Origin of the sequence: Mycobacterium sp. 236(2023), from assembly GCF_029623955.1 — a bacterium.
Classification (GTDB): domain Bacteria; phylum Actinomycetota; class Actinomycetes; order Mycobacteriales; family Mycobacteriaceae; genus Mycobacterium.
This window is the reverse complement of sequence record NZ_JARSBP010000011.1, coordinates 73,914-94,470: the sequence shown is the minus strand read 5'-3', so window position 1 is coordinate 94,470 and position 20,557 is coordinate 73,914. Positions and strand designations below refer to the sequence as shown.

Below are 20,557 nucleotides of genomic sequence, written 5' to 3'. Positions count from 1 at the left end.
GGCGACATTCGCCTAACACCGTCGGTTCGCGATCCGCCGGCGGACGGTCAGCAAATCAGGCCCCCGACTGGCCCCATCGTCAAGCGCCTGCGACGCAGCACATTAACCGGTCCCGGCACTTCTGTGGGGGCTACCTTTCGCCCCGCTGATTGTCGGAGTTAGGTTAACCTACGCTAAGGTGCGTTCCGGTCGGCGGTGGTGCCGACCGTAGTCCCCAGGTCACTCGCGATAGGACGTCCCCATGCGCCGGATCACGATCGCCGGCCTCCTGGTCACCGCCGGAACCCTCGCCGTGGTCGCCGCCCGGACGCGGCGCCGCCCCGAAGACCACCCGGACGTCGGTGTGCCGGGGGTCGCGACCTCCGCGACCGTTCCTGCCGAGCGCCCCCTCGAACACGCTTCCGTGGCGGCCCACTTCGAGGCGACCGCACGCAGCCGCGCCGATCGGGTGGCGCTGCGCTTCCCTGCCCGTTCCGTCACCTACGGCGAACTGCTCGCCGCAGCGCACGACGCCGCCCGAGGGGCCACCACACCACGCAGCACGTTCCCTTGCGCGGCTCTCGTCGCCGGCTCGCTCACCCCCGCGACGGTCGCGGCGATCCTCGGCCTGTTCGCACGCGGCACGACCGTCGTGCCTCTCGACGCGGAGATGCCCGTCAACCGCATCGAGAAGATCGCCGCCATCCTCACCGAACACGGCTACCAGGCCACGCCGATGGACGTGCCGCCGGACATTCCACGTACCGCTGCGGTCGCACTCGCCGACCTTCCCGAGCTGTGCCTGGGCGCCACCGCCGATGACGTCACCAGCATCCAGTTCACGTCGGGTTCGACCGGCACGCCGAAAGCGGTGCTGCACACCAACGGTCTCTGGCTCGCCGACGCGCAACTGCTCAACGACCGGTTCGGACTCGCAGACGGTCGCACCGTCGCGTTGTGTATGCCGATCAGCTTCGCCGGCGGCCTCAACGTCCTCCTCGGTTCACTGATCGGAGGCGCCGAGATCATCGGTGTCGATCCACGCGAGTTCACCGCCGTGGAGGCGTTCGACCACATCCGCACCTCGCGTGCACAGGTCATCACGTGCACGCCGTCGTTCGTCGATGCGCTCCACCACGCGGCTGGGGGCGCGACAGCACCGCATGTCGAGCGCATCGTCACCACCGGCGAACCGATCCAGGCACGGCACGTGAAGCTCGCCAGGCAGATCGCCCCGAACGCGATCGTCACCAACTGGGTCGGATCGACGGAGACCCTGGCCATCGCCAGCCACGACATCCCGCCGGCGGCACCCTTGCCGCGAGGCATCGTCCCCGTCGGAATTCCCGCCCCGCACAAGAGGATCGAGATCAGCGGGGCCGGGACCGTGTCGATCACGTCCCGCTATCTCGGACGCGGATACCTCGACAGCTCGGCGTCGACCGCGACGTTCACCGACAACGGCGACGCCACCACGACGTACTCCGGCGGCGACGTCGGACGTTGGGACGACCACGGAAACCTGGTGTTCTCCGGCCGCGCTGACAACACCGTCAAGATCCGCGGCTATCTCGTGGAGCCGGCCGAGATCGAAGCGACGCTGGCCTCCTACGACGATGTCCGCGAAGTCGCCGTCATCGCTGCACAGAACGCGGTCGCCGCACCCGACCTCGCCGCGTACGTCGCCCCGAGTGCGACGTCGCGCACACCGTCGGTCGCCGAACTGCGTATCCGACTGCACCGGGACCTACCCCCGTGGATGGTGCCCGCCCACATCGAGATCCTGACCGCGCTGCCCCGCAACGACCGCGGCAAGGTCGACCGGATGGCCCTGCCGCAGCCCCGCCGCATTCCTTTCCAATCACCCTGCGGTGCAGATGAATCCGCGGTAGCCAAGCTGTGGGCCGACGTGCTCCGCGTCGAATCGGTAGGCCGCGACGACAGCTTCTACGCGCTCGGCGGTGATTCGCTGTCGGTGGCTCAGATGCTCGTCGAACTGCGGGCGTCGCACGGGGTCGCGCTGCAGCCGTCCGATCTCGCCGGCTCCCCCACCGTCGCCGAGTTCGCCCGACGGCTCGGGAGCGGACGGCCGACGGCAGCCGACTTCAACCCGACCACGGTCACGTTGCGCCCGACGTCGGCCGACACGGTCGGCGCGCCACTGTTCTGTTTCACCGGGGCCGGCGCATCGGCGCTGTGCTTCGTCCCGCTCGCGCAGCGGGTCGGTCCCGACACCGCGGTGTACGCGTTCGAGCCCAGCGGGCTGAACAAGGGCGCGTTCCCCGACTGGTCCATCTCGCGTGCGGTGCAACGGCACAAGGCCGATCTGCGCCGCATCCAGCCGCAGGGCCCCTACACCGTGATCGGCCATTCGCTCGGAGCTCACATCGCGCTGGAGACGGCCCGCCAACTCGAAGCCGAGGGCGAGACGGTGGAACTGGTTGTGATGCTGGACCCGTGGCTGTCCCCGCGGGTGGCGCGCGACGTCCCGGGTGCCACCGTCACGCTGCAGACCGACGACGCGAACGGGTTCAGGACGTGGTGGGAACGGCAGAAGACGGTTCCGCTGGCCGGCCTGTTCTCGTCCGATTACGACCGGAAGACCCGTGCCGTGGAGGAAGTCGGGATGATCGCCGGCTACCGCCACCGGCCTCGGCAGTGGAGCGGACGCACGTTGTTGATACTGAGCCATCTGAACACCGACGACCCGCGGTTATGGCCCCGGATCCTGACCGGCGACGTGCAGTCACAGGTGCTCGACTGCGACCACCACTCGATGGTGCGGGCACCTCACATCGACACGGTGGTCGAGTCGATCATGGGGTCTCGCGCATGTCGTCGGTGAAGACCGGCGCCCGCTTGTCCTTCCTCGCCGCGACAGCTTCCTCGAAATTGCTTGTCAGCAGCCGGATGTAGAGCTGGCCGAGGCCTTCGGCCTGCATGTGCGCCTCCAGCGAGCCCGCGTCCAGGCCGCTCCACAGTGTGCGCTTGGTCAATTCGGTGCCGGGGCGCGAGAACGCGGCGATGCGTTCGGCGATGGCGTAGCTCGCGTCCAGTAGTTCCTCGGGCGGCACGCACCGCGACACCAACCCGATGCGCTCGGCTTCGGCCGCGTCGACATCACGCCCGGTGAGCATGATCTCGAACGCGCGCGACGAGCCGATCGCCCGCGGCAGCAGGTAGCTCAGCCCCAACTCACTGGCAGTCAGGCCGTTGTTGATCCCCGCCGCACGGAAGTAGGCCTCCGTCGAGGCGACACGGATGTCGGCGGCCAGCGCCAAACAGAGGCCGCCGCCGATGGCCGCACCGTTGACCGCGGCAATGACCGGCTGATGCATCTTGCGGAACGCGAGGATGACGTCGTCGAGGACCTCCATCGACCGCAGCCCGAACGTCGGCCGGGTCAGACCGGCGACGTGAGGCACCGAGCCCGCCGATTTGTGATCGGCCCCGGACGAGAACCCGCTGCCGGCGCCGGTCAGCACGACGGCGCGTACCTCGTTGTCGTAGGTGAGCTCGTCGAGAGCTGCCTTCAGCGGCACCATGACGTCGAACGCCATCGAGTTCATCCGCTCGGGACGGTTCAACGTCACGAGTGCGACATGCGGACGAGGGCGGTCGACGAGCACAAATCCCGTGGCTTCGGTCACGGGATGCACGTTAGCCGGTCAGGACTGACCGTCCTCCTGCGACGCGATGGCCGCGTCGACGTCGAAATCCTTGACCTGCTGGATGAGGTCTTCCAAGGCCGCCGGCGGCAGCGCACCCGCCTGGTTGAACACCAGCTTGCCCTTCTTGAACGCCATCAGCGTCGGGATGGAGCGGATGTCGGCCGCGGCGGCGAGCTGCTGCTCGGCCTCGGTGTCGACCTTCGCGTAGAACACGTCGGGATGCTTCTCCGACGACGCCGAGAAGGTCGGCGCGAACGCACGACACGGACCGCACCACGACGCCCAGAAATCCACCAGAACGATGTCGTTGTCGTTGATGGTGTCGTTGAACTGTTCGGCGGTGATGTCTTGGGTAGCCACGTGTACCTCAACGCTTCGTCGGTCGGCTGTGTTCCTCTGGTTCCTGTCTACAGATCGTAGGCCTTCACCCAATCGACCTTCATCTGCGCCGAGAATGGCTTCGACGGATCCGGATCGCCGTTCCACGGGTTGCCGACCGCGACGTTGAGGATCAGATAGTGGTCCCAGGCGCCGGAGAACGGCGTCCAGTTGCCGCCGAGCGCCTCATACTGCGCCTTGGTGATCTGACCCATTTCGACGCCGTCGACGTGCCAGACGATCCGGTCGGCGTGCCAGTCGATGCCGTACTCGTGAAAGCCCTGCGACACGTCGACGCCGAGGTCGGCACCGATGTTGTGCAACTTGACGTCGACGGTGTTGTTGGCCGCCGACGGGCCGTGGATGTTGCCACTCCAGGCCCCCGCCGAGGCCGGGGTACCCAAGGTCGGGATCTCGACGATGTCGATCTCACCCTGGCGGGGCCAGTCGAATTCATGCCCGGGTTCCAGTCCGACTGACCAGAACGCCGGGAGCACACCCTTGGTGACAGGCATCTGGATGCGGGCCACGATGCGCTGGCCGACACCGAACGACTGCTTGCCCATCGTCACGATGCGGGCCGACGTGTAGTTGTTCGGCGAGCCCAAGTTGTCGGGCGTGGCTTCTCTGCGCGCATCGATGACGAGGTTGCCGTCGGCGTCGATGTAGACGTTGTCGCCATCGGTGTAGTACTGATTTTCGCCGGCCGACTGCCCCCAGCGACCAGTCTGGAAGCCCCAGTACTTCATCGCCTCGGCCATGCTGGAGAAGTTGGTCTCCCACAACAGTTTCGGACCCGACGGCTGCTCCGGCTCGTTGGGCTCCTCCGGCTCGGTCGGATTCTCGGGCTCCGGGATCACGACGTTGCGGTAGATCTCCGCGCGTCTGGTCAGCCAACGGGTTTCGGTCGACTTGGACACCTTGATGTCCAGCCAGTTGGTGCCCATCTTGCTGCTGCGAATGCCCCACGAATAGAGCATGTCGACGATCATCGAGCCGAGCGTCACCTTGGTGCTGGTGGCGGCGGCGACCAGGACCGGATCCGTCGCCGGGGCGGTAGCGGCCGCGCGCAACGCGACGGGCGCGGTGGCGATGTCGGCGGCGGGTTCCTGCTCTGACTTCGGGGTGGCCGTCTCCGTGTTCGAGGGCGTGGTGTTCGAGGGCTTGGCCGCATGACGTCCGTATAAGTCCGCCGTGTCGTCGTCGGGGTCCTCGGCAGCCTCGTCGGCGACGGTGTCTTCCTCGACACTGACTCCGTCGGTGTCCTTGTCGTCTGCCTCGGTGTCGTCCGCGGTATCGGTTTCGGTGTCGTCCGTGTCAGACGCCGACTCGGCGGCCTCGTCCTTCGTGGCGTCCTTCTCGGCATTGCGGCTGGCCTTCGTCGCCGGCGCGTCCGACGACGCCGATGTCGATGCTCCTGAGGCACCCGAATCATCGGTACTCGCCGATGCGGTCGCCGTGCCCGTCATCACCGCAGCGCCAAGCCCAGCCGCCATGACCGAACCCGCCAACCAGTGTTTGCCGCTCCCCGTGCGCTTCCCCTTGCGCCGACGCTTATGCATAACAAAGCCCATTTCTCGTACAGGTGTCTCGAAAACGAAGTCGAGAAAGAATGTGTATTCGATCGATTCGCAGCCTCCGAGCGAACCAATCGAACAGTGGGACGCGGCGCTTGATTTACCGCGCAACATGCGAGCTAGAAGCTAGTAAGACACGACCTCTGCCAACTCCCCTCGGTCGACGCGATGTGCACAGCAAACGTTAGCGAACCGCCCAGATCCGCGCGAGCCATTACTGCAAATATTTTTCGGGTAAGAATTTGCCGTTCATAAACAACATGTTCCGGACGTATTTAATGGTGCGGAGTGCGCATTTTCAGCGTAAGAAAAATTGTTCGCCAGGTGTCCACGCAGGGGGGTACAGAACCGATGAATCCCTGATGCCCCAACAGTTTTCGCGCGCAGAGGACCCGCGAGCGCGCAAGCGGAAAAATAGCCGATAGCGCGTGGAGCAACTCAGTGGCTCTGCGCGGCCGCCCGATCCGCGTTCGCCAGCAGGTCACGCTGGCGCCTCGGCCACCAGAACACCTCGACGAGCAACGCCGCGAGATAGACCGCCGAGGCGATGAGATTGCCCCACGAGCCGAAGAACCCGTCCCACACCGCGGTGCCGATTGCCACCACGAGAACGACGGCGACGACCCACCGCAGCATCCGAGAGTCCCCCGCCGCGGTGTGCAGTCCGCGCGCGTACGCCGCGACCGACTGTGCCAGACGCTCGTCGCCAACCGGTTCGCCCGACCGAGCCGCGTCGACGACCGCGACCCGCTCGCCGCCGGAAAGCTCCACCGAGTTGGGCCAGTACTTTGTCATGCGCCGCGCCATCCAGGTGCCGTAGAAGGCGCCGACGACCACCAGGACGATGACACCGGTGATCCAGAAGCCGGAATCCAGCCACGCCAGGACGCCGAGACACCCGCCCGCAGAGCCACCGAGGACCACGGCGCGGACAGCGAAGCCGTAGCGCCACACCGGTGCCGGGATCGTGACCACAGCGCGACGGTGGCTAGACGGTGAAGCCGAGCGCCCTCAACTGTTCGCGACCGTCATCGGTGATCTTGTCCGGGCCCCACGGCGGATTCCACACCCAGTTGATCTTGATGTCTTGGACCAAGCTGGCACCGACCAGGGCAGTGCGGGTCTGGTCTTCGATGACGTCGGTCAGCGGGCATGCAGCCGATGTCAGTGTCATGTCGATCAGCGCCACCTGGCCGGAGTCGCTGCTCTCCAGATTGATGCCGTAGACCAGACCGAGGTCGACGACGTTGATGCCGAGTTCAGGATCGACGACGTCGCGCATCGCCTCTTCGACATCGGCGAGCAGTTCGTCATTCGGGACTGCCGTATCACTCATCAGTTCTCCTCTGAATTCTCGGGCCCGTGGGCCTCCGCGAGCGCTGCTTTGAACGCCGTCCACCCCAGCAGCGCGCACTTCACCCGCGCCGGGTACTTCGACACTCCCGCGAAGGCGATGCCGTCGCCGAGAACGTCCTCATCTCCGTCGATCTTCCCGCGCGACGACACCATCTCCGAGAATGCCGCGACCGTCTTGAGGGCATCCCCGACCGTCTGGCCGATCACCTGATCGGTGAGCACCGATGTCGCGGCCTGACTGATGGAGCATCCCTGGCCGTCGTACGAGATGTCGGTGACCGTGTCGCCGTCGTCGGACAGCGAGACGCGCAACGTCACCTCGTCACCGCAGGTGGGGTTGACGTGGTGCACCTCGGCGGCAAACGGCTCACGCAGCCCCCGGTGATGCGGGTGCTTGTAGTGGTCCAGGATCACTTCCTGGTAGATCTGCTCCAGCCGCACTAGTCCCGCCCGAAGAACTCGACGGCGCGACGCACACCGGCGACGAGCCGGTCCACTTCCTCGACCGTGTTGTAGACCGCGAACGACGCCCGCGCGGTGGCGGCGATCCCGAACCGCCGGTGCAGCGGCCACGCGCAATGGTGGCCCACCCGCACGGCGACACCTTCGTCGTCGAGAACCTGTCCCACATCGTGGGCGTGGACACCGTCCACGACGAACGACACCGGCGAGCCACGGTGGCCCATCGAGGTCGGCCCGATGATCCGGACGCCCTCGATCTCGGACAGCCCGGCCAGCGCCGCGGCGACCAACTCCTGCTCGTGCTCTTCCACCGCAGCCATCCCGATCGCATCCAGATACCTTGCGGCAGCTGCCAATCCGACAACCTGCGACGTCATCGGGGTGCCGGCCTCGAAGCGCTGCGGGGCGGGCGCGAAGGTCGTGGCCTCCATCGTGACGGTCTCGATCATCGACCCACCGGTCAGGAACGGGGGCAGCGCGGCCAGCAATTCACGGCGCCCGTAGAGCACACCGATACCGGTCGGCCCAAGCATCTTGTGGCCCGAGAACGCCGCGAAGTCGACGTCGAGTGCATGGAAGTCCACCGGCTGGTGCGGCACGGACTGGCAGGCGTCCAGCAGCACGAGCGCGCCGACGGCTTTGGCCCTGGCGACCAACTCGGCCACCGGCGCGACTGCGCCCGTCACATTCGAATGATGGCTGAAAGCAACGACTTTCACGCGGTCATCGAGCTGGAGCGAATCGAGATCGATCCGTCCGGCTTCGGGCCCCTCGGAAACAACGCCGTACCACTTCAGCGTCGCCCCGGTACGCAGGGCGAGCTCCTGCCACGGCACCAGGTTCGCATGATGCTCGAGCTCGGTGGTGACGATGACGTCGCCCGGACCGATCGCGTTCTCGAACCGCTTGTCCCCCAGCGCATACGCCACCAGGTTGATCGCCTCGGTGGCGTTCTTGGTGAACACCAGCTCGTCGGAGTCGGCACCGACGAACGACGCGATGTCCTCGCGGCCCTGTTCGTAGGCGTCGGTCGACTCCTCCATCAGCTGATGCGCGCCACGGTGCACTGCGCCGTTGGAGTTCAGCAGGAACTCCCGCTCGGCGTCGAGCACGGCCAGCGGCTTCTGTGATGTCGCCCCGGAGTCCAGATACGCCAGCTGGTTTCCGCCGCGCATCACCCGGCTCAGAATCGGGAAGTCGGCCCTGATGGCCGTCAGGTCGAGCGTGCGTGCGGCCGTCATGTCAGGCTCCTGCGGCGGCAGCCTGCGTGAAGCGCTCGTAGCCGTTCTCTTCGAGTTCGTCGGCCAGCTCGGGGCCGCCGGATTCGATGATCCGGCCGCCGACGAACACGTGAACGAACTGCGGCTTGATGTAGCGCAGGATCCGCGTGTAGTGGGTGATCAGCAGCACGCCACCGTCTTCGGCGTCCTTGTAGCGGTTCACGCCCTCGCTGACGACACGCAGCGCGTCGACGTCCAGACCGGAGTCGGTCTCGTCGAGGATGGCGATCTTCGGCTTCAGCAGACCGAGCTGCAGGATCTCGTGGCGCTTCTTCTCACCGCCCGAGAAGCCCTCGTTGACACTGCGTTCGCCGAACGACGGGTCGATGTCCAGGTCGGTCATCGCACCCTTGACTTCTTTGACCCAGTGCCGCAGCTTGGGCGCCTCGCCGCGGACCGCGGTGGCCGCCGTGCGAAGGAAGTTCGACATCGACACGCCGGGCACCTCGACGGGGTACTGCATCGCGAGGAACAGGCCGGCGCGAGCACGCTCGTCGATGCTCATCTCCAGCACATCCTCGCCGTCAAGCGTGATCGAACCGGAGGTGACGGTGTACTTGGGATGGCCGGCGATCGCGTAGGACAGCGTCGACTTGCCGGACCCGTTGGGGCCCATGACCGCATGCGTCTCCCCCGACTTCACAGTCAGGTTCACGCCTTTGAGGATGGGCACCTCGTCACCCTCGGGGGTGAAGACGGAGGCGTGCAGGTCCTTGATTTCCAGTGTGGTCATGTCAGTGGGTTCTCGCTTCAGTGATTGCTAGTTCTCGTTCGATGGCTTCGGTGAGGCGTTCACGCACGGCGGGGACGGCGATCTTCGCGATGATCTCGTTGAAGAAGCCGCGCACCACCAGGCGTCGGGCCACATCCTCGGGGATGCCGCGTGCACGCAGATAGAAGAGTTGTTCATCGTCGAAACGCCCTGTGGCACTGGCGTGCCCGGCGCCGGCGATCTCGCCCGTCTCGATCTCAAGGTTGGGCACCGAGTCGGCGCGAGCGCCGTCGGTCAGCACCAGATTGCGGTTCACCTCGAAGGTGTCGGTACCGGTCGCCTCGGCCCGGATCAACACGTCGCCGATCCACACGGTGTGCGCATCGGGTTTCTTGGATTCCGGATCACCTTGCAGCGCACCCTTGTACAGCACATCGGACTTGCAGTTGGGCTGTGAGTGATCGACCAGCAGTCGCGCCTCGAAATGCTGTCCGTCGTCGGCGAAGTACGTGCCGAGCATCTGGGCGTCGCCGCCGGGCCCGTCGTAGCGCACCGCGGCCGTCGTGCGGACCACGTCGCCGCCGAGGGTCACGTTGACATGTCCGAGGACCGCGTCCTTGCCCAGCCTGGCGTGGTGGGAGCTGACGTGCACCGTGTCATCGGCCCAGTCGGCGATCCAGATGACGCCGACGCCGGCCGAGTCGCCGACGATGATCTCGACGTTGTCGGCGTAGATGCCGCTGCCGCGCAGGTCCACGACGATGATCGCCCGCGAGAGTTCCTCGACCCGGATCTGCAGGTGCCCGTAGGCGACCGCACCTTCACCAGGACCGTCGATGATGATCTCGATGGGTTCGGCGATCTCGGTGTCACGCGCAACGGTGACGATGGTCGCCGACTCGAATGACGAAAATGCCTGCGCAGCAACGCGGTCGGAGGGCACGCCGGCCTGTCCGAGCCGCTGGTCGCCGCGCTGCACCGTCTCAACGGTGACGCCGGGACCTTCGCTGACGGTGACGGCGGCGCTGCCACTGGGCTGTGCCGAACCGTCGTGGAGCCCACGCAGCCGCTTCAACGGGGTGAAGCGCCACAGTTCGTCGCGGCCGCCGGGCACCTCGAAGGCGTTCACGTCGAAGGACGAAAAGAGCTCGCCCTTGTTTTTGATGATCCCTTCGGCAGCCTCAGTCAAATTCGAAACCACTGTTATCCGACCGCGCCTTCCATCTGCAGCTCGATCAGCCGGTTGAGCTCCAACGCGTACTCCATCGGGAGTTCCTTGGCGATCGGCTCGACGAAGCCGCGGACCACCATGGCCATCGCCTCGTCCTCGGTCATGCCGCGGCTCATCAGATAGAACATCTGGTCCTCGCTGACCTTCGACACGGTGGCCTCGTGGCCCATCGTGACGTCGTCCTCACGGATGTCAACGTACGGGTACGTGTCGGAGCGGCTCACCGTATCGACAAGCAGCGCATCGCATTTCACGCTCGACTTGCTGCCGTGTGCACCCTTGTTGACCTGAACCAGGCCACGGTAGGACGCGCGGCCACCGCCGCGGGCCACCGACTTGGAGATGATGTTGCTCGAGGTGTTGGGCGCCAGGTGCAGCATCTTGGCGCCGGTGTCCTGGTGCTGCCCCTCGCCGGCGAACGCCACTGAGAGCACCTCGCCCTTGGCGTACTCACCGGTCATCCACACGGCCGGGTACTTCATCGTGACCTTCGAGCCGATGTTGCCGTCGACCCATTCCATCGTGGCGCCGGCTTCGGCCCGGGCACGCTTGGTGACCAGGTTGAAGACGTTGTTCGACCAGTTCTGGATCGTCGTGTAGCGGCAACGGCCGCCCGGCTTGACGATGATCTCGACGACGGCGCTGTGCAGCGAGTCGCTCTTGTAGATCGGCGCGGTGCAGCCTTCGACGTAGTGCACGTAGGCGTCCTCGTCGACGATGATCAGCGTGCGCTCGAACTGGCCCATGTTCTCGGTGTTGATCCGGAAGTAGGCCTGCAGCGGGATGTCGACGTGCACACCCTTGGGGACGTAGATGAACGACCCACCCGACCACACCGCGGTGTTGAGCGCCGAGAACTTGTTGTCGCCCGCGGGGATCACGGTGCCGAAGTACTCCTTGAACAGCTCCGGATGCTCCTTGAGCGCCGTATCAGTATCGAGGAACACGACGCCCTGAGCCTCGAGATCCTCGCGGATCGAGTGGTAGACGACCTCGGACTCGTACTGCGCGGCGACACCGGACACCAGGCGCTGCTTCTCCGCCTCGGGGATGCCCAGTTTGTCGTAGGTGTTCTTGATGTCGGCGGGCAGGTCGTCCCAGGTGGCGGCCTGCTTCTCGCTGGAGCGCACGAAGTACTTGATGTTGTCGAAATCGATGCCGTCGAGGTCGGACCCCCAGTTCGGCATCGGCTTCTTGTCGAACGTGCGCAGCGCCTTCAGACGGATGTCGAGCATCCACTCGGGCTCGCTCTTCTTCGCCGAGATGTCGCGGACCACGGCTTCGGACAGCCCCCGCTGCGCGCTGGCCCCTGCGACGTCGGAGTCAGCCCAGCCATAGCCGTACTTGCCCAGGGAGGCAATGGTCTCCTCCTGGGTCAGCGCTTCTGGCTTGACCTCCGGTGTGAGTGTCATTGCGACACACTCCTTTTGCTTTTGTGGTGGCCTCCGGCACGGGCTGTGCGCCGAAGGGTTATCGCTGTTTCGCTATCGCTCGGCCGGCACGAGCGGGACGTGGGTGGTACACGCACAGTCACCGTTGACGATGGTCGCCAGCCTTTGCACGTGGGTACCCAGTACTTCGGCCATCGCCTGCTGCTCGGCCTCGCACAATTCGGGAAACTGCTCGGCGACGTGCGACACCGGACAGTGATGCTGACAGATCTGGACACCACGGAGCGGACCGCCCACCCTGGTCGTGGTGGTGGCGTACCCCGCATCGGTGAGCGCGTCGGCGATGCGGTCGGCCGCGGCCTCGACATCATCTCCGGACGGCTCCTCGCTGACGGGTTCCACGCCGGCGAGGATGGCGTCGATACGACGACGCGCGAAGGTACGGATGGCGTCGTCGCCGCCGAGCTCACGCAGCTGTCGCATGGCAGCCGAGGCCAGGTCGTCGTAGGTGTGCTCCAGTTTGGCCCGGCCCGCAGCGGTGAGTTGGTAGCGCTTGGCGGGCCTGCCGCGGCCTTCCTGCTGCCACGCTGCGGCGGCATTGGCCTGCGCCTCACCCGCGTCGATCAGGGCGTCGAGATGCCTGCGCACGCCTGCGGCGGACAGCCCGAGGCATTCGCCGATATGGCTTGCCGTCGTCGGACCGGATTCCAGGAGCAATTGGACGATCACCTTGCGGGTGTGCCCCTGCGTGTCACCGTCGACCGCATGGGACGGCGCCGGAGACGGCGCGTCGGAGCTGTGCGAACGGATTTTCACAACACCAGTGTGACGCAATTCCACAACCGGGTCCAGCAAGGGCACCCTTAGCAGTCCCGTCGGGATAATCACACGATCGTCCACCAATTCGGGGAATAGGCGACCGCTACGCTGCCTTCGTGGCAGCCCGCCAGCACTCCCTCAGCTCGACGATCGCCGGTCTGCACGGCGACGAGCGAACGGTCGGCAGCCCCCTGCGCCCCGCCGAGCTCGTCGCGATGCACCGAACACGCCTGTTCGGGGCCACCGGGACGGTGCTGATGGCGATCGGCGCGCTGGGCGCCGGCGCCCGGCCGGTCGTCCAGGACCCGACATTCGGCGTCCGGCTTCTCAATCTGCCGTCACGGATCGCGACGGTGTCGCTGACGATGACGACGACGGGCGCGGTCATGATGGCGCTCGCGTGGCTGATGCTGGGCCGGTTCGCGCTCGGGAAGCGCAAGATGACGCGCAGCCAACTGGACCGCACGCTGCTGCTGTGGGCATTACCGCTGCTCATCGCACCGCCGATGTACAGCAAGGACGTCTACTCCTATCTGGCGCAGAGCGAGATCTCGCTGCAGGGCAACGACCCATACCTGGTCGGCCCCGCGCCGGGGCTCGGCCTTGATCATGTGTTCACGCTGTCGGTGCCGAGCATGTGGCGGGAGACGCCGGCGCCCTACGGACCGCTGTTCCTGTGGATAGGGCGCGGCATATCGCAGCTCACCGGCGAAAACATCGTCGAGGCGGTGCTGTTCCACCGGCTCGTGGTGCTGCTCGGCGTCGGGATGATCGTGTGGGCCACCCCGCGGCTCGCCCGCCGCTGCGGCGTGGCCGAGGTCAGTGCGCTGTGGCTGGGTGCCGCCAACCCACTGCTGTTCATGCACCTGGTCGCCGGCATCCACAACGAGGCCCTGATGATCGGCCTGATGCTGGTCGGCACCGAATTCGCGCTGCGTGCCATCGATGCCGCCACACCGCTGGTCCCCCGCCCGCTGGCGCGACCGCAGGACCGCGAGCGATGGGGGGGCTGGTACCCGCTGGCGATGCTCGTCACGGGCACCGTGCTCATCACGCTGTCGTCCCAGGTCAAGCTGCCGTCACTACTGGCCCTCGGGTTCGTGGCGATGGCGCTGGCCTGTCGGTGGGGCGGAACGGTCAAGGCATTCCTCATCTCCAGCCTGTCGCTCGGGTCCATCGCGCTGGCCGTCATGGCGCTCGTCGGGTGGGTCAGTGGCCTCGGCTTCGGGTGGCTGTTCACCCTCGGCACCGCCAACGTCGTCCGCAGCTGGATGTCTCTGCCGACCCTGCTGGCCCTCGGCACCGGGCAGGTCGGAATCCTGCTCGGCCTGGGCGACCACACCACCGCAGTGCTCGCACTGACCCGTGCGATCGGCGTCAGCCTCATCACGGTGATCGTGCTGTGGCTGCTCTTCGCCGTGTTGCGCGGGCGGCTGCATCCCGTCGGCGGCCTCGGCGTCGCGCTGGGCGCCACCCTGCTGCTCTTCCCCGTCGTCCAACCCTGGTACGTGCTGTGGGCGATCATCCCGCTGGCGGCATGGGCGACGCGGCCGCGCTTCCGCGCCGCAGCGATCGCCGTGACCCTCGTGGTCGGGATCTTCGGACCGACCGCCAACGGCGACAGGTTCGCGATCTTCCAGATCGCGCTGGCGACGGCCGCGAGCCTCGTCATCCTGCTGACGCTTGTGGCGATCACCTATCGCTGGCTGCCCTGGCGGCCGGTGCCCGACGAGGAGGCGGTACGACCGAGCGCGAAGCCAGACGCCTACGCTGAGTCCCCGTGACGTCCGTACCTCCAGGCAGTCCCCCGGTGTTGCTGCGTGGGGTCAGCAAACGGTACGGGTCGACGACGGCCGTCGCGGAGCTCGATCTCGACGTACAGACCGCCGAGGTGTTCGCACTGCTCGGCCCCAACGGCGCGGGCAAAACGACGACCGTCGAGATGTGCGAAGGCTTCTTCAAGCCCGATTCCGGCTCGATCCGGATCCTGGGGCTCGATCCGGTGGCCGACAACGCCGAGGTCCGTGCCCGCACCGGCGTCATGCTGCAGGGTGGCGGCGCCTATCCGGCAGCCCGGGCGGGCGAGATGCTCGACCTGGTCGCCTCCTACGCCGCCGACCCACTCGACCCGCAGTGGCTGCTGGACACGCTGGGCTTGACCGACGCCGCGCGGACCACCTACCGGCGCCTCTCCGGCGGCCAGCAGCAGCGCCTCGCGCTGGCCTGCGCCGTCGTCGGGCGTCCCGAGCTGGTGTTTCTCGACGAGCCCACCGCGGGCATGGACGCCCACGCCCGCATCGTCGTGTGGGAGCTCATCGACGCGCTGCGCCGCGACGGGGTGACAGTGGTGCTGACCACGCATCAGCTCACCGAAGCCGAGGAACTCGCCGACCGGATCCTGATCATCGACCACGGCGCGGCCGTGGCCACCGGGACGCCCGCCGAGTTGATGCGCAGCGGGGCCGAGAACCAATTGCGTTTCCGCGCACCGCGAATGCTCGATCTGTCACTGCTCGTGTCAGCGCTGCCCGAGGCCTACCGCGCGTCGGAGACGGCCCCGGGTGAATACCTCGTCGAAGGCCACATCGACCCCCAGGTCCTGGCCACGGTCACGGCGTGGTGCGCGCGCCTCGACGTGCTGGCCACCGACATGAGGGTCGAGCAGCGCAGCCTCGAGGACGTGTTCCTCGACCTGACCGGACGGGAGCTCCGCAGATGAGCACCGAGAACCGTTTCGCCCCGGGCACTTTCACGCCCGATCCGCGCCCCGCCGCGGTGTCGAAGATGCTGACCGCGCAGTTCGGCCTGGAGTTGCGTCTGCTGTTGCGCAACGGCGAACAGCTGCTGCTGACGATGTTCATCCCGATCACGCTGCTGGTCGGCCTGACGCTGCTGCCGCTGGGATCGTTCGGCCCGAACCGGGCGGCGACGTTCGTCCCCGCCATCATGGCGCTGGCCGTCATCTCGACCGCGTTCACCGGGCAGGCGATCGCCGTCGCGTTCGACCGTCGCTACGGCGCCCTCAAGCGGCTCGGAGCGACGGCGCTTCCCGTGTGGGGCATCATCGCCGGCAAGTCACTCGCGGTGGTCGCCGTCGTCTTCCTGCAGTCGATCCTGTTCGGCGCCATCGGTTTTGCGCTGGGCTGGCGTCCACCTCTGGCGGGTCTGGCTCTCGGTGCGGTGATCATCGCGCTGGGCACAGCGGTGTTCGCCGCGCTCGGACTGCTCCTCGGGGGAACCCTGCGCGCCGAGATCGTGCTCGCCGTCGCCAACCTGCTGTGGTTCGTGTTCGCTGGACTCGGCGCCCTCACGCTCGAGGGCGGGATGGTGCCGACGGCCGTGCAGTGGGTGGCACGCCTGACCCCGTCGGGGGCGCTCACCGAAGCCCTGTCGCGCGCGATGACGTTGTCAATGGACTGGTTCGGCCTCGCGACTCTGGCCGTGTGGGGTGCCGTCGCCGCCCTGGGCGCCCTGCGCTGGTTCAGGTTCACCTGAGTCATCCTGCGCACTGAGCTGCGGCAGCAGGTATTCCAGCTGACCGACTTCCTCGATGTTGTGCTTGACCCACGCGTGAGCCTTTGCGTCCGAGAACCGCCGCTGCAGGATTCGGTTGATCGGCGACAACAGAGCCGACCGCACCCCGAGATCCATCACCGTGACGTAGTGAGCGCCCTCGGCGCCCGCGGACCACGTGTGCTCAAGCTGGAAGACCGGGATGCCGGCCACCCGAAGCACCAGCCGAATGCCGGTGTCGTCGAGCTTTTCGACGCGAGCCACCTCGTCGACCGTGAATTCCGGTCGCGCACCGAATGCCTCGACCATGTGGAAGCGGGCGCCCTCCGCCGCTCCGCCTGTCGGCGCGGGCCGGGCGAGCTCCCACAGGATGTGGTCGATCGGATGCCAGGCGTGATAGCGGTCGACGACCTGGCCGCCGTACCGCATCGTGCCGCCGAGATGAGTGAACCAGTCGAGAAGCATCGCCGGCGTCACACCGGCGAGCGGGCGGTGGTCGATCGTGATGCGCCTGCGGCCGCGGGGGCACTCGGTGATCCGCACGGTCGCGGAGTCGACCGCCCGGAGCGGATACAGCACCGGCAGGGTCATTGCAGTGGTCATTTCAGCCTCCAAGATACGTTTGCGTTTCTTATACCGGAACTGTAAGAGTAGTGCGTTAAGATACGCAAGCGTTTCTTTGCGTTGAGAGAGGGATCACATGGGCAGGCGTCGCGGAGCTGAACTGGACACCGCAATCCGGGCAGCGGTGCTGGAACTGCTCGGCGAGCACGGCCCGGACGGCGTCACGATGGAAGCGGTCGCTGCCGCCGCCCGCACCAGCAAGCCGGTCCTCTACCGGCGCTGGCCGGACCGGAAGGCGCTGCTGCGCGACACCCTCATCAGTGTCGCCACCGCTTCCCTGCCCACCCCCGCCACCGGGACCTTCCGCGGCGACATGCTCGCGGTGCTGCGCGGGTGGGCCATGCTGTTCACCGGCGAAAGCGGGCCGTTGATGAAGTCCGTGATCATGGCCGTGGCGCGCGACCCCGAGCTGGAATCAACCTTCCGGACCGACGTGCTCGGCATGCGCAAGACAGAGATGACCGCGATCTTCGCGCGGGGCGTCGAACGTGGCGAGGTCCGCGAGGACGTACCGATCGAGATCGCTCGCGAGCTCTGCCAGAGCGTGCTGTGGCACCGATTGCTGATCACCGGCGACCCGATCACAGACGACCTGGTGATTCAGCTCGTCGACGACATCCTGATCCCCCTCACCCAAGCCCCTACTACGGCCGGTAGTTAACAAGCCTCTACCATCGGAAAATGCCCGTCGGACGACTATTCCTGCGGATCGTCGATCTGCTGCCCGAGCCGAGCCTCCGGGTGCAGCGCATCGTCGCGGCGGCCGTGATCCTGACCCAGGGCGGCATCGCCGTCACCGGAGCCATCGTGCGCGTCACCGCGTCCGGCCTGGGCTGCCCCACCTGGCCCCAATGCTTCCCCGGCAGCTTCACCCCCGTCCCGCACCCCGAGGTCGCGGGCATCCACCAGGCCGTCGAGTTCGGCAACCGGATGCTGACGTTCCTGGTCGTGCTCACCGCGGCAGCGGCCGTCATCGTCGTCACCCGGGCCCGCCGCCGCCGTGAGGTGATCGGCTACGCCTGGCTGATGCCCGCGTCGACGGTGGCGCAGGCCGTGATCGGCGGGATCACGGTGCTTACCGGGCTGCTGTGGTGGACGGTTGCCATCCACCTTCTGGTCTCGATGGCCATGGTGTGGCTCTCGGTGCTGCTGTACGTCAAGATCGGTGAGCCCGACAGCGGCACGCCCCGAGCCGTGGTTCCGAAAGCGCTGCGGCAGTTGACCATTCTGTCGGCCGTGACGCTCTCGGCCGTTCTGGTCACCGGAACGATGGTCACCGGCGCCGGCCCACACGCCGGCGACAAGAGCCTCGACCGGCCTGTCCCGCGGCTGCAGATCGAGATCACCACGCTGGTGCACATGCACTCGTCGCTGCTGGTCGCCTACCTGGCGCTGCTCGTCGCCCTCGGGTTCGCGTTGGTGGCGGTGCACGCGCCGCGCCCGGTCATGCGCAGGCTCGGGGTTCTCGTCGCCCTGGTCGCGGCGCAAGGCACGCTCGGCGCCATCCAGTTCTTCACCGGGGTGCCCGAGGCGCTGGTGGCGCTCCACGTCGCGGGCGCGGGTGCCTGTACGGCGGCGACGGCTGCGCTATGGGGTTCGATGCGAGAACGGACCCAGGCCGAGGCGCTCGAGCGCTGACTCGACGCCGAGCGCGAACCGGCGCTGGGCGTGCTGTCTGTCTGCATCGCCCAGTTGCCGCCACCCCAGTGACGGCTCGACGAGTTCGAGTTCGAGAAGGACGGGATTGTCGGCCCCGCCGATGACGTCGACGCGCGCATACAGCAGATCGGCGACGGCGATATCCAGGCGGGCCGCAGCGGCCGCCAGCGCCTGACGCCCGACGTCCCACAGCTCGAAATCCGGCTCGGCCGGTTCGAGGCGCTCTTCGGCGAAAGTGCCCGATTCATCGAACATCGGCGCCCGCCCCGGCGGAGGCAGCATCGGCGCCTTGGTGAAGGCGTGCGACTGCTGCCCACCGAGGAAGACCAGCGCCGTCTCGCCGTCGCCAACACGCGCGTCGTAGGGCTGCACCATCACCGTCCGCCCGGCCGCCTGCAACGATTCGGCATGGGTACGTGCCTCGTCTGGATGGGAGAAACGAAGCGCGCCAACCGAACCCGCACCCACGGATGGCTTCACGACGACCTCGCCGGCCGGGATGCGCACGGGCTCCCCCGGCGCGAAAAACTCGGTCGGCACCACCGGCACGCCGGCCTCCGCCAGATCGCGGACGTACAGCTTGTCGGTGTTCCACGCGACGACCTCGGGCGCGTTCACCAGCACCGGCACCTGCCGGGTCCAGTCCAGGAAGTCGTCGAGGCGTTCGGTGTAGTCCCAGGTGGCGCGCAGGATCACCAGGTCGGCCTGCAGCGTCGCGGGGTCGTCCCACGGCAGCCACCGGGCGTGCAGGCCGCGGCCACGCAACGCGTCGACAAGGCCGGCGTCGTCGCCATCACCCTCGGGTAGCGCCCGGCAGCCCGCCAGCACGATGCGGGGATGGAAAACGTCGGGGCGGGCCAGTTTCATGACTAGCCGATTTTACCGATCAGGGCATGATGGCCTCATGCGCGTCATCGAAGTCGCCGAGACCGGCGGACCCGAAGTCCTGTCCTTGATCGAGAAGCCTGCGCCCGAGCCCGGCCCCGGGCAGGTGCTCATCAGAGCCGAGGCCATCGGCGTGAACTTCATCGACACGTACTTCCGGTCCGGGCAGTACCCCCGCTCGACTCCGTTCGTCGTGGGCACCGAGGTGTGCGGAATCATCGAGGCCGTCGGCGACGACGTTGCGGCGCTCACTGTCGGAGACCGGGTGGTCACCGACAAGGCACTCGGCGCCTACGCCGAATATTCTTTGGCTCCAGCCGATTTCGTTGCCTACGTCCCGGAGGGTGTGGCACCCGAAGTGGCAGCTTCGGCGCTGTTGAAGGGGATGACGGCGCACTACCTGATCAAGTCGACCTATCCGGTGCAGCAGGGCGACGCCGTGCTGGTCCACGCCGGCGCGGGCGGCGTCGGATTGATCCTCACCCAATGGGCCACCAGCCTCGCCGCCTCGGTGATCACCACCGTGTCGACGCCGGACAAGGCGGAGTTGTCGCGCCACGCGGGCGCTGTCGAGGTGCTCGACTACCCCGACGACCCGAAGGCGTTCGGCGACCGGATCCGGGACTTGACCGACGGCCACGGCGTCGCCGCGGTGTTCGACGGGGTTGGGGCGTCGACGTTCGAAGCCAGCCTGGCAAGTCTGGCCGTGCGCGGCACGCTGGCTCTGTTCGGTGCCGCGAGCGGCCCGGTGCCCCCGATCGACCCGCAGCGCCTCAACACCGCCGGTTCCGTGTTTCTGACCCGGCCCAACCTGGCGCACCACACCCGGACACCGGACGAATTCTCCTGGCGGGCAGGCGAACTGCTGACCGCGATCGCCGATGGCACCTTGAATGTGACCGTGAGCCACCGGTATGCACTGCACGAGGCCGAGCAGGCCCACCGCGATCTGCAGGGCCGCAAGACCGTCGGATCGGTCGTCCTGGTCCCCTAGTGATCGTGGGCCCCAATTCCTGTGAA

General features: G+C 67.1%; 20 protein-coding genes. 7 read left to right on the top strand and 13 right to left on the bottom strand.

Annotation, left to right across the window (positions count from 1 at the left end; translation table 11 throughout):
• The first annotated feature begins 241 nt into the window (after nt 1-241).
• Nucleotides 242-2,824, top strand: coding sequence for an alpha/beta fold hydrolase (locus P9A17_RS30715; protein ID WP_278042578.1), 2,583 nt, complete (start codon nt 242-244; stop codon nt 2,822-2,824).
• Here P9A17_RS30715 and P9A17_RS30710 read toward each other — a convergent pair.
• The 11 genes from P9A17_RS30710 to P9A17_RS30660 all read right to left on the bottom strand — a co-directional run bounded on the left by P9A17_RS30710 (nt 2,796) and on the right by P9A17_RS30660 (nt 12,925).
• The gene (locus P9A17_RS30710; protein ID WP_278042577.1) at nt 2,796-3,638 is read right to left on the bottom strand and encodes an enoyl-CoA hydratase; all 843 of its coding nucleotides are present in this window, start codon (nt 3,636-3,638) and stop codon (nt 2,796-2,798) included. The genes P9A17_RS30715 and P9A17_RS30710 overlap by 29 nt on opposite strands.
• Nucleotides 3,639-3,647: 9 nt before the next feature.
• Entirely contained in the window at nt 3,648-4,010 is a 363-nt protein-coding gene (trxA, locus tag P9A17_RS30705; protein WP_278042576.1) for a thioredoxin, read from the bottom strand.
• A 47-nt stretch (nt 4,011-4,057) separates the two neighbouring features.
• Nucleotides 4,058-5,524 (bottom strand): glycoside hydrolase family 16 protein, encoded by a 1,467-nt coding sequence (locus tag P9A17_RS30700; protein WP_278042575.1) that lies wholly within the window; start codon nt 5,522-5,524, stop codon nt 4,058-4,060.
• Between the two features lie 519 nt (nt 5,525-6,043).
• Entirely contained in the window at nt 6,044-6,580 is a 537-nt protein-coding gene (locus P9A17_RS30695; protein WP_278042574.1) for a hypothetical protein, read from the bottom strand.
• A gap of 13 nt (nt 6,581-6,593) precedes the next feature.
• Complete coding sequence (locus P9A17_RS30690; RefSeq protein WP_278042573.1) at nt 6,594-6,941, bottom strand: metal-sulfur cluster assembly factor; 348 nt, start codon at nt 6,939-6,941, stop codon at nt 6,594-6,596.
• Nucleotides 6,941-7,402 carry a Fe-S cluster assembly sulfur transfer protein SufU gene (gene sufU, locus P9A17_RS30685; RefSeq protein ID WP_278042572.1) on the bottom strand — a complete coding sequence of 154 codons (462 nt, stop codon included), beginning with the start codon at nt 7,400-7,402 and terminating at the stop codon, nt 6,941-6,943. The genes P9A17_RS30690 and sufU overlap by 1 nt, the downstream gene beginning before the upstream one ends.
• On the bottom strand, nt 7,402-8,664 hold the full coding sequence (locus tag P9A17_RS30680) for a cysteine desulfurase (protein WP_278042571.1): 1,263 nt from the start codon (nt 8,662-8,664) through the stop codon (nt 7,402-7,404). The genes sufU and P9A17_RS30680 overlap by 1 nt, the downstream gene beginning before the upstream one ends.
• Before the next feature lies 1 nt (nt 8,665).
• Nucleotides 8,666-9,436, bottom strand: a complete 771-nt coding sequence (gene sufC / locus P9A17_RS30675; protein WP_278042570.1) for a Fe-S cluster assembly ATPase SufC — start codon at nt 9,434-9,436, stop codon at nt 8,666-8,668.
• A 1-nt stretch (nt 9,437) separates the two neighbouring features.
• On the bottom strand, nt 9,438-10,616 hold the full coding sequence (sufD, locus tag P9A17_RS30670; RefSeq protein ID WP_278042569.1) for a Fe-S cluster assembly protein SufD: 1,179 nt from the start codon (nt 10,614-10,616) through the stop codon (nt 9,438-9,440).
• A 2-nt stretch (nt 10,617-10,618) separates the two neighbouring features.
• Complete coding sequence (gene sufB, locus P9A17_RS30665) at nt 10,619-12,058, bottom strand: Fe-S cluster assembly protein SufB (RefSeq protein WP_278042568.1); 1,440 nt, start codon at nt 12,056-12,058, stop codon at nt 10,619-10,621.
• 72 nt (nt 12,059-12,130) lie between these two features.
• Nucleotides 12,131-12,925 (bottom strand): metalloregulator ArsR/SmtB family transcription factor, encoded by a 795-nt coding sequence (locus P9A17_RS30660; RefSeq protein ID WP_278042591.1) that lies wholly within the window; start codon nt 12,923-12,925, stop codon nt 12,131-12,133.
• A gap of 47 nt (nt 12,926-12,972) precedes the next feature.
• Between P9A17_RS30660 and mptB the strand changes: the two genes are divergently transcribed.
• From mptB to P9A17_RS30645, 3 genes are read left to right on the top strand one after another with little or no spacing between them, the layout of a single operon-like run.
• Nucleotides 12,973-14,640 carry a polyprenol phosphomannose-dependent alpha 1,6 mannosyltransferase MptB gene (gene mptB / locus P9A17_RS30655; RefSeq protein WP_278042567.1) on the top strand — a complete coding sequence of 556 codons (1,668 nt, stop codon included), beginning with the start codon at nt 12,973-12,975 and terminating at the stop codon, nt 14,638-14,640.
• Complete coding sequence (locus P9A17_RS30650; protein WP_278042566.1) at nt 14,637-15,575, top strand: ABC transporter ATP-binding protein; 939 nt, start codon at nt 14,637-14,639, stop codon at nt 15,573-15,575. Before mptB ends, P9A17_RS30650 begins: the two co-directional genes overlap by 4 nt.
• Entirely contained in the window at nt 15,572-16,351 is a 780-nt protein-coding gene (locus tag P9A17_RS30645; protein ID WP_278042565.1) for an ABC transporter permease, read from the top strand. Before P9A17_RS30650 ends, P9A17_RS30645 begins: the two co-directional genes overlap by 4 nt.
• On the opposite strand, the gene P9A17_RS30640 is transcribed toward P9A17_RS30645, so the two are convergent.
• Complete coding sequence (locus P9A17_RS30640) at nt 16,265-16,960, bottom strand: hypothetical protein (protein WP_278042590.1); 696 nt, start codon at nt 16,958-16,960, stop codon at nt 16,265-16,267. The two genes, P9A17_RS30645 and P9A17_RS30640, sit on opposite strands and share 87 nt — an antisense overlap.
• Before the next feature lie 109 nt (nt 16,961-17,069).
• On the opposite strand from P9A17_RS30640, the gene P9A17_RS30635 reads away from it, so the two are divergent.
• Both P9A17_RS30635 and P9A17_RS30630 read left to right on the top strand, forming a co-directional pair.
• On the top strand, nt 17,070-17,654 hold the full coding sequence (locus P9A17_RS30635) for a TetR/AcrR family transcriptional regulator (RefSeq protein WP_278042564.1): 585 nt from the start codon (nt 17,070-17,072) through the stop codon (nt 17,652-17,654).
• A gap of 20 nt (nt 17,655-17,674) precedes the next feature.
• On the top strand, nt 17,675-18,631 hold the full coding sequence (locus P9A17_RS30630; RefSeq protein WP_278042563.1) for a heme A synthase: 957 nt from the start codon (nt 17,675-17,677) through the stop codon (nt 18,629-18,631).
• Here P9A17_RS30630 and P9A17_RS30625 read toward each other — a convergent pair.
• The gene (locus P9A17_RS30625; protein ID WP_278042562.1) at nt 18,581-19,519 is read right to left on the bottom strand and encodes a hypothetical protein; all 939 of its coding nucleotides are present in this window, start codon (nt 19,517-19,519) and stop codon (nt 18,581-18,583) included. The genes P9A17_RS30630 and P9A17_RS30625 overlap by 51 nt on opposite strands.
• A 37-nt stretch (nt 19,520-19,556) precedes the next feature.
• Between P9A17_RS30625 and P9A17_RS30620 the strand changes: the two genes are divergently transcribed.
• A complete protein-coding gene (locus tag P9A17_RS30620) occupies nt 19,557-20,531 on the top strand; it encodes a quinone oxidoreductase (protein WP_278042561.1) in 975 nt (324 codons plus the stop codon).
• Nucleotides 20,532-20,557: the final 26 nt, after the last annotated feature.

What these genes read in the sequence shown, in the direction of transcription:
- P9A17_RS30715 (WP_278042578.1), top strand. Translation starts at nt 242, where the DNA reads ATGCGCCGGATCACGATCGCCGGCCTCCTGGTCACCGCCGGAACCCTC.
- P9A17_RS30700 (WP_278042575.1), bottom strand. Translation starts at nt 5,524, where the DNA reads ATGGCGGCTGGGCTTGGCGCTGCGGTGATGACGGGCACGGCGACCGCA.
- P9A17_RS30690 (WP_278042573.1), bottom strand. Translation starts at nt 6,941, where the DNA reads ATGAGTGATACGGCAGTCCCGAATGACGAACTGCTCGCCGATGTCGAA.
- P9A17_RS30680 (WP_278042571.1), bottom strand. Translation starts at nt 8,664, where the DNA reads ATGACGGCCGCACGCACGCTCGACCTGACGGCCATCAGGGCCGACTTC.
- sufC (WP_278042570.1), bottom strand. Translation starts at nt 9,436, where the DNA reads ATGACCACACTGGAAATCAAGGACCTGCACGCCTCCGTCTTCACCCCC.
- sufB (WP_278042568.1), bottom strand. Translation starts at nt 12,058, where the DNA reads ATGACACTCACACCGGAGGTCAAGCCAGAAGCGCTGACCCAGGAGGAG.
- P9A17_RS30645 (WP_278042565.1), top strand. Translation starts at nt 15,572, where the DNA reads ATGAGCACCGAGAACCGTTTCGCCCCGGGCACTTTCACGCCCGATCCG.
- P9A17_RS30640 (WP_278042590.1), bottom strand. Translation starts at nt 16,960, where the DNA reads ATGACCCTGCCGGTGCTGTATCCGCTCCGGGCGGTCGACTCCGCGACC.
- P9A17_RS30635 (WP_278042564.1), top strand. Translation starts at nt 17,070, where the DNA reads ATGGGCAGGCGTCGCGGAGCTGAACTGGACACCGCAATCCGGGCAGCG.
- P9A17_RS30630 (WP_278042563.1), top strand. Translation starts at nt 17,675, where the DNA reads ATGCCCGTCGGACGACTATTCCTGCGGATCGTCGATCTGCTGCCCGAG.
- P9A17_RS30625 (WP_278042562.1), bottom strand. Translation starts at nt 19,519, where the DNA reads ATGAAACTGGCCCGCCCCGACGTTTTCCATCCCCGCATCGTGCTGGCG.
- P9A17_RS30620 (WP_278042561.1), top strand. Translation starts at nt 19,557, where the DNA reads ATGCGCGTCATCGAAGTCGCCGAGACCGGCGGACCCGAAGTCCTGTCC.